We start from the raw sequence: 17,197 nt of genomic DNA, 5'->3' as shown, positions 1-17,197 counted from the left end.
ATAATGACCTCCTGTACTCTGGAATATTATTAATTTATCTATTAATCACTATCTGATGATTTCACTTCTAAAGGTAGAACAATAATAAAACCAATCCCTTTATTATTTAGCCCTTCAGTAATAATTAATGATGCTTGAATTTTATTAGCGAGATTTTGTGCAATAGATAGACCTAATCCGCTACCTGTTTCGTTAGAGCCAGGAACGCGATAAAAACGTGAAAATAGAGCATTGATATGCTCTTTTGCGACACCTGGGCCATTATCACGCACGATAACATGAATACCTTCTGCGTATTTATTCTCAATAGTAACCTCCACTTGGCTACCTTTAGGGCAATATTTTATGGCATTATCAAGTAGATTATTAAATATAGAGAGTAATGCTTGTTTATCGGTTTTCAGCGTTAAAGCGTGCCCTTCATTAAGTGATAATTCAATATTTTTAGAAATCGCATAAGGAACGCGTTGTGCTATTGCATTTCCAATGACGTTATAGATATCAAGAGATTCTATTTTTAATGGGAAGTTGTCACATTCTAATCGAGCCAAATCAATTAATTGATGAGAAAGAGCCGCAGCTCTATCAAGAGATTGTTTCATATCATCAATAATTTCTTCTCGCTCTTGCTGATCATCGACTAAGGAGAGTAGGTGTAATTGAGCAATAACTGCAGCTATTGGTGTTCTTAACTCATGAGCTGCATCTGCCATAAATTGTTTTTCACGAATATTGGCCGCATCAATTCTGGCCATTAATTGGTTTAGTTCTTTAAAGATAGGGCGAATTTCTTTAAATTGCTGGCTTACATTAATTGGTGTTAAATTACGCGGTTTGCGATTAGAAATAAGTTCAGCAGCTTGTCTTAAAGGGCGTAAACTAAAATAAGCGGTAATTAAGATTGCAAAAATAACAGTTGCGAGAATAAATAAGAAAGGAATAAAGGTGCCTTCAACAGGGTTACCAATAACATGGCCTCTGTCTTCAACGGATTCACCAATAAAGACTTTTATTTTATGTTTTTCTCCCCAACTAAAAGAGAGTATCCACTTTTCACCAGCGACAGACACTTTTTCTGATGCTAATGAGAGTACTCTTGTAGGGATAGGCAACTCAGGACGATTAGTATAAATCAGCGTATTATTTTCATCTAAGGCAATAAACCATGGTAGATATTGTAGTTCATCATCTTCACCATTAAGCATGGCATCGATATACATGCCTTGTAAATTATGAGCGACTTCTTTGATAACTTCAGGTTGGTCAGCCACAATCTCTAAGGTATTAGCAAAACCCTTGGCAATAATTTCTTGCTGTTTGTTATAAACTTTTTCGAACTCGGCAAGATAATCAAATTGTATCCAAGCTAACCAAACGCCCCAAAGCATAACTATGGAGATAATCTGAAGGACTATGGTGTAAATAAAGAAGGAGCGGATCTTCATTTAATTAGTTTCTTTTTTTAATAAATAACCTACGCCACGAACCGTGATAATACGTTCTTTGCCTATTTTTCTCCGTAAATTATGCATATGCACTTCAAGGGAATTGCTTTCAATTTTATCGTCTAAACCAAATAAACGTTGTTCCAACTCTGATTTACGCACCACATTGTCAGTATTACGCATTAATTCATATAATAGTTGATATTCTTTACCAGATAATAAAAGCAATTCGTCATTTAAAGTGACTTGATGGTTTGCTGGATTAAGTTGTAAATTGCCAATAGACCATATTTGTGAAGAAAAACCGGCCATTCTACGACTAACCGCTTTTACGCGAGAAATCAGTTCTGGCATAGCAAAAGGCTTTGGTAAGAAATCATCTGCACCTGAATCTAATGTTTGTACTAAATTATCAATTTGAGTGCGGGCAGTTAAAATGATAATCGGAATTTTTTCGCCATTTTTTCTAAGTGAAATTAGTTCATCTTGCCCTTCACCATCAGGTAGGCCTAAATCTAATAGCATTAAATCAAAAGGACGCTGACTTAATTGAACACGAGCATCTGCAAGCAATCTGACCCAACATGGCTGAAAACCCGCAATTTCAAGCCCGCGACAAAGTGCTTTTCCGAGTTGTAAATCGTCTTCAACCAATAAAATATTCATGATAATACCTATCTAAAATTGTCTTAAGAAAGTATAAGAGCCAAATAAAAATTGAGCAATATAATAAAATACAAAGTAAGGTTTGATTAATGAACTCTTAATGTAAGATAAATTTTTATTTAATATGTTTTACTAAAAATAAATGACTGGAGTTTTTAGGAACAGATTGAGATAAGTATGCTACTTATTTCATGTTTATCGCGTTAAGGCATTTAATGTTAATTTTAAAGATTTATTTTAGATAGAATTTGTGTAATAAACTTAATGTGAATAATAAATATCTCGCTCTATTATGCTAAAGTAACTTAAATACTTTGTTTAAATTACTTTAGATTTAAAAGTGAAGTCTATTATAAATCGATATTCAATAAATAAGGTTTTACTTTTAAAATAATCTAAATATAAAATATTGATTTCATTGAGTAATATAAATATTAAATTGATGTCTTATTCTTTTATTGAAAGTAAATAGATGTTTTAATATATCCCTGTTGTGCAACATTTTTATTAGATTTAAATTGTTTACTTTATTCATCTATACTCTTGCAGTAAACCTTAACTACTTGAAAGGAATTTAATTTTTAATAAAAGGAATTTATATGAAATTAGATGGTGTTATTTAGTATAAATTAAATCATTCTGTGTCAGGAATGCTCCCAACCCTCTGGGAGCATTTCACATGATGTTATAACTTACAAAGTGAGTTATCCCACAACATTAAGTTAAATGGTAAATTTAATGGCACCACTAATTCATTTACCGTAGTTTGAAGTTCTGCTTTTGCGTGAGCCAGTCTTTGTTTATCTATATCAGGGATAAAGCCATCTTTTGCTGGTAAATCATCTAATGTGTACTCTTCCACTAACATACCATTAGCCCAATGTTGAAATAACCAATAACTTTCTGGCATTAATGTATATTTTGTGCCGTCAATAATTGTTGTTTTATCTTCCTGATAACGGACGGAAATAAGCTGATTTGCAACATTATCCCAAATCCAACCCTTGTATGTTCCATCCTTTAATCGATTTATCGACCAATGCATATCATCAGGTTGATAAAAATACAGCTCAGTTAATGTAATATCAGATGTATCTTTTGTTGATAATGAAGCTTGGATAAGGCCATTATTAAAATAAGAAATAGAAAGCGTTTTATTATCGATATTCAGATCAATGTTACAATTATCCCAATGCGTGATTGTTAAACCTTCTTTAGTTGGTTTTTCTGGAATGGATATCACGGTATCTGTTGCATTATCTTCTGCTGGTGGGTAGTAATGACCTGTAACATATTCACCGTTATTACCATAGAAATGCCATGTTGCTAAAGGTGAGCTTTCTAAATATTTTAAAATGATCATAAAAGAGAGTAGTGCAATAGTCAAAAAAAGAAAGATAAATCGTATTTTTTTAGTCATTTTAATTCATTGCCTATTTTCTATTTGCTGGGCAGAATTCTATAAATTCATAGAAATAAAAGCGAGACATTTAATTAAGAAACGTAATATACTTTTCTGTAATTAAGATAATAAGTGCACTTTAATGACCTTAAGATAAATACTTAGATAAGGATGTTATTCATGATTAAAAATAAAGTACTCGCCACGCATTCTTTTTTAAAAGAAATGGACAATGATAATTATTACCCCACACACCTTGTAAAGAAAGGGCAAGATTTATTAAAAGCGCTTTGTGTAAAAATAGAAGCCACTTCACCTAAAAATTTGTCAGAACTTTATATTTTAACGCAAGAAACAACAGATCAATTTAATGAATTAGCAGAAGAATTCTATGAAGAAGAGAGCGAAATTGAAACAGTAGCAAGAGAGTGTATTGCTGAAGATTTTGGCTTCATCGCGGATGAATATGGGTTTGAAAATGCTGATATAGAAGAATTAATTGCAACAAGAGATTGGTAGGAAAAGGCGAGAGAACCATATTGTGTTTTCTCATTTTTACTTATTGGTGCAACCTGTCAAATCTAATGATTAATTAACAAAAAGATCAGTAATTGATGCTGATCTTTTTGTTTTTCACAATGTGAAGTAAACCATCGCCTAAATGTATAAGATCCGATAGCCTTAAACTTGTATAGTTAAATGGTATATACAAGTGTGAAGATATTTTTCTTTGCATAAATTCTTATTGGTAGCAGGAGGCTTTAAATGAGCTTGTTGTTCTCTCCTAAAAAATTAGGCCCCCATCAGTTAGACAACCGCATTATCGTTGCACCTATGTGCCAATATTCAGCACAAGAAGGTTACCCGACAGCATGGCACACTATACACTATGGGCAACTAGCACTGTCTGGTGCATCGTTAGTAATTGTTGAAGCGACAGCAGTTGAGCCTAGAGGTCGTATTAGTTATAAAGATTTAGGTATTTGGTCTGATCAACATGGCAGTGAATTAAAAAAACTTGTTGATAATATTAAGCAATATTCACCTGCAAAAATGGGTATACAGATTGCACATGCAGGACGTAAAGCATCGACTGATTTACCTTGGAATGGTGGAGCATCATTAGCGCCAGATTCTCCTAATGGATGGCAAAAAGTTGCACCTTCAGAAATTCCTTTTGGAAATAATCATCAGCCTCATGCCTTGGATATTGATGAAATTGAAGAAATAAAACAAGCTTTTGTTGATGCAGCTAAAAGAGCTGAATCAGCAGGCTTTGATGTTATTGAGATCCACGGTGCACATGGATATTTATTGCATGAATTCTTATCTCCATTATCAAATCACAGAACAGATCAATACGGTGGCGATTTCAATAATCGTAGTCGATTATTAGTGGATGTCTTTATCGCTGTAAAAAATGCAGTTTCTGATAATGTTTGTGTGGGTGTCAGAATTTCTGCAACAGATTGGGTTGAAGGTGGCTGGGATTTAGAAAGTGCTATTGCGTTAACACAACATCTTGAAGAATTAGGTTGCCATTATATTCATGTTTCTTCTGGCGGGTTATCAGAAAAACAAGAAATAAAACTAGGACCTAATTACCAAGTGCCATTTGCTCAAGCAATTTATAATGAAACGCAGCTACCTGTTATTACTGTTGGTTTAATTACCGAGCCAGAACAAGCTGAAGCGATTTTACTTACAGAGCAGGCTGACTTTATCGCTTTAGGCCGAGGTATTCTTTATGATCCTCGTTGGCCTTGGCATGCGGCGGAAAAACTCAAACAAACCATCAACGTTGCTCCTCAATATTTACGTTGTGCACCTCATGGTAGTAAAGACTTTTTTAAATAGTGATATCAAGCCACGGGGGAATAACTAGAGGGATACTATTAAGGCGATCCGTGGCTTTTTCTTTAATAACCTTTATGATGATATGGATAAACTGCAAGCATAGCGTATTGCGTGGTATAAATTGGTCGTAAACAAGATGAAAAAGAAGAACTTATTGCTTCAACCAAGGATTGCTTAAGACGATGTGTTTTGAATGCGAACACATCATCAGAGAATTTAAGCATTCTTTGATGACTCATTAAATTTATTGCGAGTCATATCATGAAAAATAAACATTGGTCGCGCGTAGAATATCTGCACGAAACAGTTAAAAATAAAAACATTATCATTAAAGGGCAACACAGTTATTACAGTGATTGCTGGGATGATGGTTTTGAAACTTCTGTTGTTCGTTATCTTTATGGTGATGAAGTTAGCCTGCAATGGGAGCCATTGTGGGAAATTGATAAATTATATATTGGTGATTATGTCTGTATTGGAGCACAGGCGGTTATATTAATGGGTGGAAATCATACTCACCGTATGGATTGGTTCTCACTTTATCCTTTTATGGATAAGCTTGAGGAAGCCTATATTGGTAAAGGGGATACTCATATTCATGATGGTGTATGGATAGGAATGCGTGCAATGATAATGCCAGGTGTGACGGTTGGAGAAGGGGCTATTATTGCAGCTAATAGTGTTGTTTCCAAAAATGTTGAACCTTATAGCATTGTGGGAGGGATACCTGCACGACACCTTAAATATCGTTTTGAACCCAAGATTATTGAGCAACTTTTATCTTTAAATATTTACCAATGGTCAGAAAAGAAATTTGAAACACTTAGACCTCTTTTATGTCAATCATCAATTGATAAATTATTAATTGCAGAAGCACAATTTATTGAATAATACTACCCCCCTAAGCATAAATAAGTTTAGGGGTTCTACTTAGTATTTCTTTTAATAAATAGCATTGTTATTTATAGATTAGAGATATTCTTTATTTGATCATTGTCTCAAAAATAGAAATATTTTATTTTTTATAAATAATGAATGGGGTTATTTAACTTTCATTTCCTTTTTCTATCAATGTTCTTTAGTTATTGATTATTATTTAAATATAAATTAAGTAATGGTTTTTATTTATAATAAAGTTAATTGTATTTTGATGTTATTATCTTTAATTAATAGAGTTTCAATTCATTATTAGTTTATTTCATAAGTCATATAACGTGTAAAAAATAAAATACATATTACTCTATATATGAGTTTATTAACTATGGAGTGATGTAGATATGATTAAAAATAAAGATTTTAAGATAAAACTATTAGTGGTTTCATTATTATCATCACCTTTATCTTATGCAAATAATACAACCTTATTAGGGGGGAATAGTAAAGCTGATGGTAATGAATCTACGGCAGTTGGATATAATACGTGGGCACATTCTGATCAATCAACAGCAATTGGTGCTAATGCAGGAGCCGAGGGTGAAAATGCAACTGCAATAGGTCATAAAAGTACAGCTATTGGTGATAATGCGATATCGTTGGGAAGTGGTGCTATGGCTATCGGCGAAGGTTCTCTTTCTATTGGAACAGAAGCTTATAGTGAAAATAAAGATTCAATTAGTATAGGGAAAGGGGCAATAAATAATGCTGAAAATGGTGTTATTTTAGGGAGCGGTAGTCGCCTTTCTGATAAAGCGGATAATTCAGTTATTATTGGTAGTAAGTCTTCAGGATCTGCAAGTAATGCAATTATATTAGGCGATAAAAGTAGTAATAATCGCAATAATACATTATCAATTGGCAGTGATAAAAATCAGCGACAAATTATTAATGTAGCAGCTGGTACAGAAGATACTGATGCAGTTAATGTTTCTCAGTTAAGGAAAGAAAAAGATAATATCCTTATTGAGACAGATGAGCGTATTAATGACAATAATACCTCTATTTACAATAAAATAGAGCAAGAAAAAAATACAGTTATTAAAGTAACAACTCAACAGATAAATGAAAATAATAAAGTAATACAAGGCGATATTACAAAAGCAAATGAAACAGTCTTAAAAGAAAGTGAATTAAAGGCTAAAGAATTTGCTGAAAGTACAGAAAAAAAATCAAATCAATATACTGATAACAAAGTTAATAATATGAAAGAAGGAATAGAAAAAAATATAAACACTAGAGTTGTTGAATCTGAAAATAAGAGTAAGGAATACACGGACTTTAAAGTGAATGAGCATGATAAAAAAATAGTTAAACATGTTAATAATATTAAAGATGAAATTACTTTTTCAACAACTCGACAGGTTAATGCATCAGAAAAAAATGCTAATAGTTATACAGATATTGAGATCAGAAAAATAACATCCGGTATGGAAAGTTTGATTGGAAAAAATAATGAGAAATTAACCAAAGAGCATCAAAATTATGTTACCCAAAAAGGAAATGAGTATATTTATGTGACTAACTCACTAATAAATGAAAGAGATGAATCGTTGAAGGAATATATCGAAAAATCAAAAAATGACTCTATCTCTATTGCAAATGAATACACCAATAATAAATTTAAGAATATCTTTCTTGATAATGATATTGCGCTTAAGAATATGGATAATAAAATTGATAAGGCAGATAAAAGAGCAAGTGCGGGCATTGCTTCTGTCGCTGCGATGGCTAATATTCCTTACGTAACTAATCACACATTTAGTTTAGGTGTGGGAGTGGGTAATTATCGCGATGCGAATGCATTGGCAACAGGTGCTCAGTATCAAATAACAGAAAGTGCCATTATCCGAGTTTCTGCTTCATGGAATACTGAAGATCGTGGCGTTGTCGGTGGCGGTGTTTCTTATGGTTGGTAAAGCACTTTTGTATTGTGTTCATTAGAATGAAAAAATAGGGATAAGGCTGTTTCTTTTTTATTTATCTACTGGCTTTTATACATTTGATTTGAATAATAAAGATAACAGCCTTTGTTTTCTATAATGAGTAAATTATGATCTATCTTCATTCTGGTGGTGGTGTTTTTGAAAAACAAGTAAGAGTTAATCAAGTTGCAACGGAAAAAGCGCAAGAAATTGCTAAAAATAAGATAAAACAAGTGGCACAGCTTAGCACTTTTGCCGATTTTCCTGTTGATATTGAAGATGTCGGGGTGATATTACTGATTGAACCCACTATTGAATTAGCGTTGGAAGTGGGACGATTGTATTCACAATCAACGGATATTGTTATTGCTGAAAGTGCAATAGTAGGACGGAAACTGACTCTGTGTCAGATTGAATTTGTAGTAACAAAAATCTGTGTTCTTTGATTTTTGGATTTATTCAGTTATCCACATTAACTGTGGATAACTCTTGCCTTACATGTTAGTAATCTTATTATCTATTGATTTTATTGGTTATTTTGTTTTGATTGAAAAATATCCATCTAAATTAATGTTCTTAATACTTTGTTATTATTAAAAAATAATAACAAACTTAATAAAATAGTGCAGTTTTGAATTAAGAAAGATAAAAAGTATAATAAATCTCTCTATAAGATATTATTTATCGAATAATGGTGTTGGTTTTCCGTCATGATCAACCGCAACAAAATTAAACTGACCATGGATCACTTCTTCACGACCTTCTGCATACATATCCTCAAGAAAAATAGAAACATTTACCGTCAAACTTGTACGTCCAACACGAATAACTTCACCTACTAATTCAATAATCGTTCCCGATGGAATAGGGTGATTAAAATTTATTTTTTCAGTTGAAACCGTCACTAGGCGTTTCCGGCTAAAACGGGTGGCGGTAATAAATGAAACCTCATCCATCCAAGCTAATGCTGTGCCACCAAAGAGTGTTGAGTGGTGATTTGTTGTAGTAGGGAATATGACTTTAGATACGCGTGTGATTGAATTTTTAATTTTATCTTGTAATTCAGGAGATAAGTCAGAGATGGACATAACAATAAAGCCTTCTTTTTATACTGTAGGGAGAAATTGCCCACAGTATAAAATAGAGTAAATTGAAAGCAAAGTAGATGAATGGCTGATTATCCCGCTCATAATTAAAAGGTTATTTCACCAGTTAAAAAGAGTACCGCCTCTCCTGCCAGTAAAACACGATTATTTTTTAGTGCACAGTCGATATTTCCACCTCGTTTTGAAACTTGCCTTGCTTGTAACTGTTTTTTATTGAGTTTATTACTCCAAATGGGTGCTAATACACAATGTGATGTGCCTGTAACAGGATCTTCATTTACGCCTTTTACGGGGGCAAAGAAGCGAGAGATAAAGTCAAAAGGAGAGTGGCCTTTAGCTGTGATAATTACGCCGGGTAAAGGCAATTGTGCAATTTGAGAGAAATCAGGTTGGTAGTTAATGACAGTTTCAGGATCAGATAAAAAGCAAACATAACGATCATGCGCTTGCCAAATTTCATCTATTTGTAATGCTAATTTTTCTTCAATCACTGATTTTATATCGTTATTTAATGTTGCGGGTATAGCTGGGAAATTTAGTGTAAAGAGAGAACCTTGACTAGAAACTGTGAGCTCACCTGAAAGAGATTGGAATTTAAAGAGATCATCAGGGGACTGTTTTATCGTTTTTAGTACAAAAGCAGTAGCTAATGTTGCGTGTCCACAAAGAGGAACTTCAATTTTTGGTGTAAACCACCGAATATGGTCGCCAACTAAAAAAGCGGTTTCAGGTAAGTTTATTTCGCTCGCGAGTGTAATTAAGGTGTCATCAGGTAACCATTCTTCTAACAAAACAACAGCTGCAGGGTTTCCTGAAAAAGGTTGAGAGGAAAAAGCATTAACATAATAAATAGGAAGAACAGTCATCGCATTACCTTAGTGATAAACTATCAATAAATAGAAGGTAATGAGATTAAGTGTTTTAAATATCGGGTGCAATACTTAAACACAGCGTTCAAATTGTAGGATGTAAAAGCAAAAAGCCATGCCTAAGTAAAATTAGACATGGCTTTAATAATTGACACATTAATTAAGCTTGTGCTTTCTCTTTGCTATCTGCGCTTTGTAAAAGCTTACGAACTGGAATAATAAGTGCAGCAAGAACAACTGCACAAATAACCAGCGCAATAGAAACATGAGAGAAGAAGTCAGGCATTACATCAAGTTTGTCTGGACGGATATTTCCCCCCATTAAACCTGCAGCCAAATTACCTAATGCGCTTGCACAGAACCATAATCCCATAACCTGACCACGCATTTTAGCTGGTGCCAAAATAGTCATTGTGGCAAGACCTATAGGACTTAAGCATAATTCACCTAATGTCAGTAATAAGATACTGCCAATTAACCAAAGTGGTGAAACGCCTTGTCCTGTTGCAATAACACTTTCAGATGCAAACATCATGACGGTAAAGCCACCAGCTGCAAATAAAATACCAATCACAAACTTAGTCATGCTACTTAAATTCATATTCTTACGAGCCATCATTGGCCATAACCAGCTAAATACAGGGGCAAGAAGAATAATAAACAGGGCATTAACAGACTGGAACCAAACTGCTGGGATCTCAAAACCCATAAAGTTTAAGTCAGTATAGTCATTGGCAAATAAGTTAAATGATGTCGGTTTTTGTTCGAATGCAGACCAGAAAAGAGCTGCTGAAACCAATAAAAGGAAACAAACAAATAAGCGAGAACGGTCACTACTACTTAATCCAGCAAATAGGAATAAATAGATAAAATAGGCGATAACACTACCAGAAATCACATAGACCATAAAGTTAGCCACAACAACTGGGTTGAAAGGAATAACACCAGAAATAATAAGGCCAACAATTGCTATAAGAACAACAGACAATGCTAAGATCCATTGACCGACATTACGACGAACAACGGTTGGACGATCCCAACTTGAATCCAAACCAACTTCACTATCAAAGCGACGCATGGTCGGTACTGCATAAAAGCGGAAAATCAGTAACGCGACAAGCATACCAATTCCGCCGATACCAAAGCCCCAATGCCAGCCATAATCACGCACTAAGAAACCTGTGATGAGTGGGGCAATAAATGACCCCATATTAATACCCATATAAAATAAGGAGAATCCACCATCACGGCGAGTATCATCCTTTTTATATAAGGTTCCTACCATCACAGTTACACAGGTTTTAAATAGCCCCGTACCCAATACAATCAGTAATAAACCGATAAAGAACAGATCTTGTGACCAAAACGCTGAAAGTGCGATGGATAAGTGCCCTAACGCGATAAAGATAGAGCCATACCATACCGCTAGTCGCTGACCTAACCAGTTATCAGCCAACCAACCTCCAGGTAGCGACGTTAAATAAACACCGCCTGCGAAAATACCCACAATAGCAGATGCCTGCTCTCTGGGGATTTCCATGCCACCCTCATAAACGGTTGCCGCCATAAATAGAATTAATAATGGGCGAATACCATAGAAAGAAAAGCGTTCCCACATTTCGGTGAAGAAAAGAGAGCTTAATGGATATGGGTGGCCAAAGAAAGTTCGGCTAGATTTTGAGTGAGTAGATTGCATCTTAAATTCCCAAAAAAAACCTCTACAGGTCGTTTGCAAGTAAAAAGAACAAAATATTAGCTAGTGGTTAAACAAAATTATTTCATTCTGTTATCAATACACACCGCATTTAATTAATATATTTTTAACATACTTTTGTCATAATTTAGCGACTAAAAGTATATTTAATACTTTATAAACCATTTTTTGGTGCAAAAGTCGATAAAAATCTCATTTTACAATAGTTAACCTTGCAATTTTTTGAAAAAAGAGGACAAGAAAATTTTAGAGGCCTTAACAAATAGGAGGTAAAAATATTATTAATAAACAATTAATTATAAAAAATAGAATAAAAAAAATAACAATTGAGCCTTTAAATGTAAAAGTGTAATTTTTTGAAGAAAAAAAACTATTAACTGATCTGATTTGTAGATTTTTTGACTACTTTTTTTGTGGTGTTTTAAAGCTTAACCAAGAATAAATTAGATTAAAAAAGACAACGGCAGCGGTGAAATAAAAAACAGCTCTAAATCCATAACTTGCAGCAACAAAAGCGCCCATTAACGGGCCTGTAACATTTCCAACATCTCTTAATGCTTGGTTATAGCTGAAAATCCGACCTGCAATGGTAGGGGTAATGTTATAGAGAATAAGCGTTTGTACCGCAGGTAACATGGCTGCATTGACTGCACCAAGTAAAAAACGTAGTGCGCCAAGTTCCCAATAGCTACTAACTAGAGCCATTGGAATAAGCATAAAAATAGAGAGCCCTAAGGTAAAAAGAAGGACTTTATCCGGGCCAATTCTGTCACCTAATTTACCAAAACGAGGTGCGCTGATCAGAGCCGCAATGCCAGGTACGGAGGCGACAACACCACTGATAAAGGCAAGATTGCTGACTGAACCTGTTAATTCACGAATATAAAGTGTCAAAATAGGCGTAACAGAGCCTGTTGCGATTTGAATGATCATTGTGGTGAAAAACAGGCATACAACGAGTCTTTTGTTTTTAAGTGATGAAAAGACCTGTTTTGTGGTTAGTGCGTCTTTTTTAGAAACGGGTGTGAAGTTTTCACTTACGAAAAAGAGGGTGACTAAAAAGCAAATAAATAAGACAGCGGAAGTAATAAAGAACACAGGTCGTAAACCGTAGAGATCGGCAAGCATACCACCAATTAAAGGGCCTATTAATGCGCCACTTACCGCACCTGTTGAAAGTGTACCTAATGCCCAGCCGCTTTTTTTAACCGGAACTTGGGTTGCAATTAACGCATTTGCATTCGGAACAAAGCCACCTAATATACCAAGCAAGGCTCGTAGTACCAATAATTGCCATATATTTTGAGCAAATCCAATTAATACCATCACAATCGCCATACCCAGGGCTGAACGTAACAGCATTAATTTGCGACCTTTTCTATCCGATAATTTCCCCCAAAAAGGCGCTGCAATGGCAGAAAAAAGGAAGGTAATACTAAATGCAACACCCGTCCAAAGATTAAGCTCTTCGTGATCAGTGATACCGAGTTCTTCTACATAGAGTGGAAGAAAAGGCATGATCAGGCTAAAACCGGCACCCGTTAGAAAACAGCCAAACCAGACAATATAGAGATTACGTTTCCAAGAATTATTTCGGGGCTTGAGATCCATGTTACTCCTTTAGCCGAGAACGAGAGAGTAAACCAAGAAAATAGACTGAAAATAACCATAGCGATGTTGAGCATGGCAACAACGAATTGGTTTTTTCTTATTTTATAGTGAATAAGAATATAGCCATGATACAGAATAAGTGCGATAGGTCTTGCTCTTATAATGTGTTTTGCAGGAGTTTACAGCTTGTGCTGTTATTTATTTTATTATTGTTATTTCAGTGTATTGCAATATGATAAAGTGGCTGTTTGTGAATAAAACAGCCACTTTATCATTAGTGTACTTTCTTTATTTCGTTATATAAAGAAGCATCACCTTCTGGGCGAGTTTTAAAGCGACGATGTAACCACATATATTGATCAGGTGCTCGTAAGATTTCTTGCTCTATTACTTTATTCATTGCATTCGCGGCATTTTCTTCGCTATCAAGTGGGAAGTCTGCTACTGCTGGTGAAATAATTAACTCATACCCTTTGGCTTCTGGTAATCGCTTAGGAGTAAATGGAATCAAAGCCGGGTTTCCCGTTTTTGCTAGAATATAGGTGCCTGTTGTTGTAGCTGCTTTATCAACAGCAAATAATGGAACAAAAACACTCTTACGTGGGCCATAGTCGTGATCTGGGGCATACCAAAGGATCTCACCGGCTTTGAGGTTGCGGATCATTCCTTTTAGATCTTTTCTATCAAGCATAAATTTATTGGAGCGTAACCGACCCCAAGTCTGTAGCCAATCCATAACTGGATTGTCATTTGGACGATAAACACCAATACCGGGGTTTAACATACCAAAAATGCGAGCGCCTAATTCTAAAGTTAGAAAGTGGATCCCAACAACAATAATTCCTTGACCTGTTTCTTGTACTTTTTGAATATTCTCTCTGCCACTGACTTTAAACCAGCGTTTTACACGCCAATCAGGCCAAAACCAAGCCATACCTGTTTCAAATAATCCCATACCAACAGATTCGAAGTTTTTATTCACTAAGGCTTCGCGTTCACTTTTAGGCATTTGTGGAAAACAGAGTTCGAGATTACGTTCTGCTATTTGGACTCGTTTTTTTAAAAAAACTTTTGAAAAACGCCCTAAACGCGTGCCTAACCAATAAATAACAGGATAAGGGAGCAGAACCAGAATATAAAGTAATCCGATCCCAAACCAAGTCAGCCAATATTTAGGCTGTAAAAATGATTTTTTAAATGGAGGTGACTTTATCATAAGCCTATCTATTTACTCTTTTTCCAATGAATATTTTATATTGTGACATTTTTTAGCGCAGATAAGAAATTTTGTCATAAATTAGGTGAAACTATTTCGATACCTTGTAGCGCTGTAACTAGCTCAGCAATATTTTTAGCTGCCATTTTATCCATCACTTTTGCACGATGTACTTCGACTGTTCTGATGGAAACACAAGCCACTTCTGCAATTTCACGGTTCATTAATCCTTGAATGACATAATAGGCAATGTCTTTTTCTCTTGGTGTTAATGAAGCATAACGACGACGAATATCATGAGCAGTAAAACGTATTTTGGTGTCAGCAAAAGCTGAGTCTAAAGCAGTGAGTAGCGCATTGCTATCAACAGGTTTTTGTAGAAAATCAATCGCACCCTTTTTAATTTCTTCAACCGCCATGGGAATATCACCATGACCCGTTAAAAAAATGACAGAAAGTGTACTGTGTTTATCAATTAAATGCTGGTGAACTTGTCTGCCATCGGGTTTTGGCATTCTCATATCTAATAACACAACACCTTGTTGATAAAGATTGACGTTGTTGATAAAGAACTCGCTATCATTCCAGACATGGGCAGAATAACCTAAACTTTCTAATAAAAACTGACAAGCATCAGTGACAGCAAGATCATCATCAACAAGATGAATAGTTGGCATTTTTTCTCCGTTATTTATTTTTGTTAGGGAAAATAAGGGTAATTTTTAATCCAATTTTATTTTGTTCATTCTTTTGATTTTCAATATGAATATCAGCGCCTTGAGAAAGTAATAAACGTTGACAAATTACTAAACCTAGTCCGAGACCTTCCATTTTTGTTGTTTGGAATGGGGCAAAGGGCTGTTCAAGTTGGCTGTAGCTCATTCCACCTGCATCATCTTCAATGACGATAAGCAACCGATCAGGCGCTTTATGGGTGCTAATTTTTAGTACTTTAGCGCCAGCTTGGAGACTATTAGTGATTAGATTCGATAAAATTTGCTCTAATAATGTTTCAGGTAAATACAGGGTGTCATGTTCATCAATATGGGTGATCAGTGAAACCTGTGGGTATTTCTCTTCTACGCGTAAAAGTTTCCAGATATGTTGGATACATTGCGCAATATTTTGATGAGAAAGTGAAATTGTATCGCTGTTAGGTGTTTGTTTTCCAACCCATAAACGTAGATTTCTAATGATATCAGCACCGCGTTGTGCTTGTTTATCTATTTGTTGCAATGCAGGTAGCAATGGGTGCGATTCATTCTCTTTTTTAAGGCGAATAACGCTTCCTTGTGCATAGCTTTTTATAGCAGAAAGTGGCTGATTAAGCTCATGAGCAAACCCTGATGCCATTTCTCCCAATATATTTAAGCGTTGAGCGTGTTCTAATTCTTCTTTTTGCTGTCTTAATCGATTGTGCGCATGCTCTAATTGGCGACTACGGCGTCTCACTAAATAACTGACCCAGACTTGATTTAGGATGAGAAAAAGGATAGCAGCTAATGACAGACCAATAATAAATTGGTGTTGAATTGCCCAACTCTGTGCATCTTGCCAAAGCTGTCTTTGTCGAGGATGTTGATTTACTTCTCTTAATAGTGTTTCAACTTGGGTATGTGATGCAGGAGCCCCCCATTTCATCGGTTTACTATCATCTGTGAGTAAAATTCGTGTGACTTTATCAACTAACTCATCAGGAACGGTATCTAGTGCCGCAAATGACCAATTAGGGTAGAGCGGTGTACTGGTTAAACAAGGAGTGTTGGTTTGATAGGTGAGCACGGGCCGGTAATCACTTTTTTTTATTAATCCCTCACTATCCATATTTTCTAACAAACAGACGGGGATAATTGCGGCATTAATATCTTCATCTCGTAAAAGGTAAAGCAAAGCATCAGCAGGAAAACCGGTGAAACGTAATGTGAAATCTTTATCAGGATCAATCCCTTGTTCTTGTAGCGCTTTATAACCTAAAAGGTATCCACCAAACGCATCTGGTGCGATAGCTCCAACACGTTTTCCTATTAGCTCGTTAACAGAAGTAATTGGGCTATCGTTACGAACCAAAATTAGGCTACCAATAACATTTCTTGTTGTGTTATCTGGCTCATAGCCGGAGTGTAATGAGAGTAACCAACGTAATGGAAACGCATTATCTAATTGAATAAATTGCGCAGGATTTGTTAGTAAGAAATCAACGTTTTTTTTCGCGACCGCTAATTTCATTTCTTCAAGATTTAAAGGAACTAATACAAAGTTTTCTGTTGAGAGATGTTTATTCAATGTATCGACAAGTGGGTGCCAATGTCTCTGGGTTGATGCATCTCCTCGTAGTGCTAAAACACCGATCGTCCACTCTTTTGCTGTGGCTTGTAAAGGAAGTATAAAAAAGAGCAGTAATAACCCGATGGTTACCGCATGTTTTATCCCAATTGTCTGTTTTATCGTCATAA

The 17,197-nt window shown here is 35.1% G+C and carries 16 protein-coding genes; 5 read left to right on the top strand and 11 right to left on the bottom strand.

Annotated features, from left to right (window positions below; genetic code table 11):
• Window positions 1-41: 41 nt before the first annotated feature.
• From QSH13_RS06775 to QSH13_RS06765, 3 genes are all read right to left on the bottom strand, one after another.
• Window positions 42-1,445, bottom strand: coding sequence for an ATP-binding protein (locus QSH13_RS06775; protein WP_109396038.1), 1,404 nt, complete (start codon window positions 1,443-1,445; stop codon window positions 42-44).
• Complete coding sequence (locus tag QSH13_RS06770; RefSeq protein ID WP_109396037.1) at window positions 1,446-2,111, bottom strand: response regulator; 666 nt, start codon at window positions 2,109-2,111, stop codon at window positions 1,446-1,448. It lies immediately after the preceding gene.
• Between the two features lie 685 nt (window positions 2,112-2,796).
• Window positions 2,797-3,531, bottom strand: a complete 735-nt coding sequence (locus QSH13_RS06765) for a hypothetical protein (RefSeq protein WP_109396036.1) — start codon at window positions 3,529-3,531, stop codon at window positions 2,797-2,799.
• A 162-nt stretch (window positions 3,532-3,693) separates the two neighbouring features.
• On the opposite strand from QSH13_RS06765, the gene QSH13_RS06760 reads away from it, so the two are divergent.
• Together QSH13_RS06760 and QSH13_RS06755 are read left to right on the top strand one after the other, a co-directional pair.
• Window positions 3,694-4,032 (top strand): DUF5713 family protein, encoded by a 339-nt coding sequence (locus QSH13_RS06760; protein WP_109396035.1) that lies wholly within the window; start codon window positions 3,694-3,696, stop codon window positions 4,030-4,032.
• Between the two features lie 246 nt (window positions 4,033-4,278).
• Complete coding sequence (locus QSH13_RS06755) at window positions 4,279-5,370, top strand: NADH:flavin oxidoreductase/NADH oxidase (RefSeq protein WP_109396034.1); 1,092 nt, start codon at window positions 4,279-4,281, stop codon at window positions 5,368-5,370.
• A gap of 62 nt (window positions 5,371-5,432) precedes the next feature.
• Here the strand turns inward: QSH13_RS06755 and QSH13_RS06750 are convergent, their stop codons facing one another.
• Window positions 5,433-5,594, bottom strand: a complete 162-nt coding sequence (locus QSH13_RS06750; RefSeq protein WP_162556428.1) for a hypothetical protein — start codon at window positions 5,592-5,594, stop codon at window positions 5,433-5,435.
• A 37-nt stretch (window positions 5,595-5,631) separates the two neighbouring features.
• Between QSH13_RS06750 and QSH13_RS06745 the strand changes: the two genes are divergently transcribed.
• The 3 genes from QSH13_RS06745 to QSH13_RS06735 all read left to right on the top strand — a co-directional run bounded on the left by QSH13_RS06745 (window position 5,632) and on the right by QSH13_RS06735 (window position 8,674).
• A complete protein-coding gene (locus QSH13_RS06745) occupies window positions 5,632-6,261 on the top strand; it encodes a CatB-related O-acetyltransferase (protein WP_109396033.1) in 630 nt (209 codons plus the stop codon).
• Window positions 6,262-6,647: 386 nt separating this feature from the next.
• Window positions 6,648-8,222, top strand: a complete 1,575-nt coding sequence (locus tag QSH13_RS06740) for a YadA-like family protein (protein ID WP_286038966.1) — start codon at window positions 6,648-6,650, stop codon at window positions 8,220-8,222.
• 134 nt (window positions 8,223-8,356) lie between these two features.
• Window positions 8,357-8,674, top strand: coding sequence for a hypothetical protein (locus QSH13_RS06735; RefSeq protein WP_109396031.1), 318 nt, complete (start codon window positions 8,357-8,359; stop codon window positions 8,672-8,674).
• 231 nt (window positions 8,675-8,905) lie between these two features.
• Here QSH13_RS06735 and QSH13_RS06730 read toward each other — a convergent pair whose 3' ends face one another.
• The 7 genes from QSH13_RS06730 to ttrS form a co-directional block, all read right to left on the bottom strand.
• Entirely contained in the window at window positions 8,906-9,316 is a 411-nt protein-coding gene (locus QSH13_RS06730; RefSeq protein ID WP_006533237.1) for an acyl-CoA thioesterase, read from the bottom strand.
• A 104-nt stretch (window positions 9,317-9,420) separates the two neighbouring features.
• Window positions 9,421-10,200, bottom strand: coding sequence for a PhzF family phenazine biosynthesis protein (locus QSH13_RS06725; RefSeq protein ID WP_109396030.1), 780 nt, complete (start codon window positions 10,198-10,200; stop codon window positions 9,421-9,423).
• A 163-nt stretch (window positions 10,201-10,363) separates the two neighbouring features.
• Entirely contained in the window at window positions 10,364-11,899 is a 1,536-nt protein-coding gene (locus tag QSH13_RS06720; RefSeq protein ID WP_109396029.1) for a peptide MFS transporter, read from the bottom strand.
• A 420-nt stretch (window positions 11,900-12,319) separates the two neighbouring features.
• Window positions 12,320-13,528 (bottom strand): multidrug efflux MFS transporter MdtG, encoded by a 1,209-nt coding sequence (gene mdtG / locus QSH13_RS06715; RefSeq protein ID WP_109396028.1) that lies wholly within the window; start codon window positions 13,526-13,528, stop codon window positions 12,320-12,322.
• A 274-nt stretch (window positions 13,529-13,802) separates the two neighbouring features.
• Window positions 13,803-14,744, bottom strand: a complete 942-nt coding sequence (locus QSH13_RS06710) for a Kdo(2)-lipid IV(A) acyltransferase (RefSeq protein WP_109396027.1) — start codon at window positions 14,742-14,744, stop codon at window positions 13,803-13,805.
• 74 nt (window positions 14,745-14,818) lie between these two features.
• Complete coding sequence (gene ttrR / locus QSH13_RS06705) at window positions 14,819-15,421, bottom strand: tetrathionate respiration response regulator TtrR (protein WP_109406704.1); 603 nt, start codon at window positions 15,419-15,421, stop codon at window positions 14,819-14,821.
• A 10-nt stretch (window positions 15,422-15,431) separates the two neighbouring features.
• Window positions 15,432-17,195 carry a tetrathionate respiration histidine kinase TtrS gene (gene ttrS, locus QSH13_RS06700; RefSeq protein ID WP_109406703.1) on the bottom strand — a complete coding sequence of 588 codons (1,764 nt, stop codon included), beginning with the start codon at window positions 17,193-17,195 and terminating at the stop codon, window positions 15,432-15,434.
• Window positions 17,196-17,197 lie beyond the last annotated feature (2 nt).

The sequence above is a fragment of the Proteus faecis genome, from assembly GCF_030286765.1.
Lineage (GTDB): Bacteria > Pseudomonadota > Gammaproteobacteria > Enterobacterales > Enterobacteriaceae > Proteus > Proteus faecis.
Note: the sequence above shows the minus strand (reverse complement) of the source record. Positions and strands in the feature narration are given on the sequence as shown.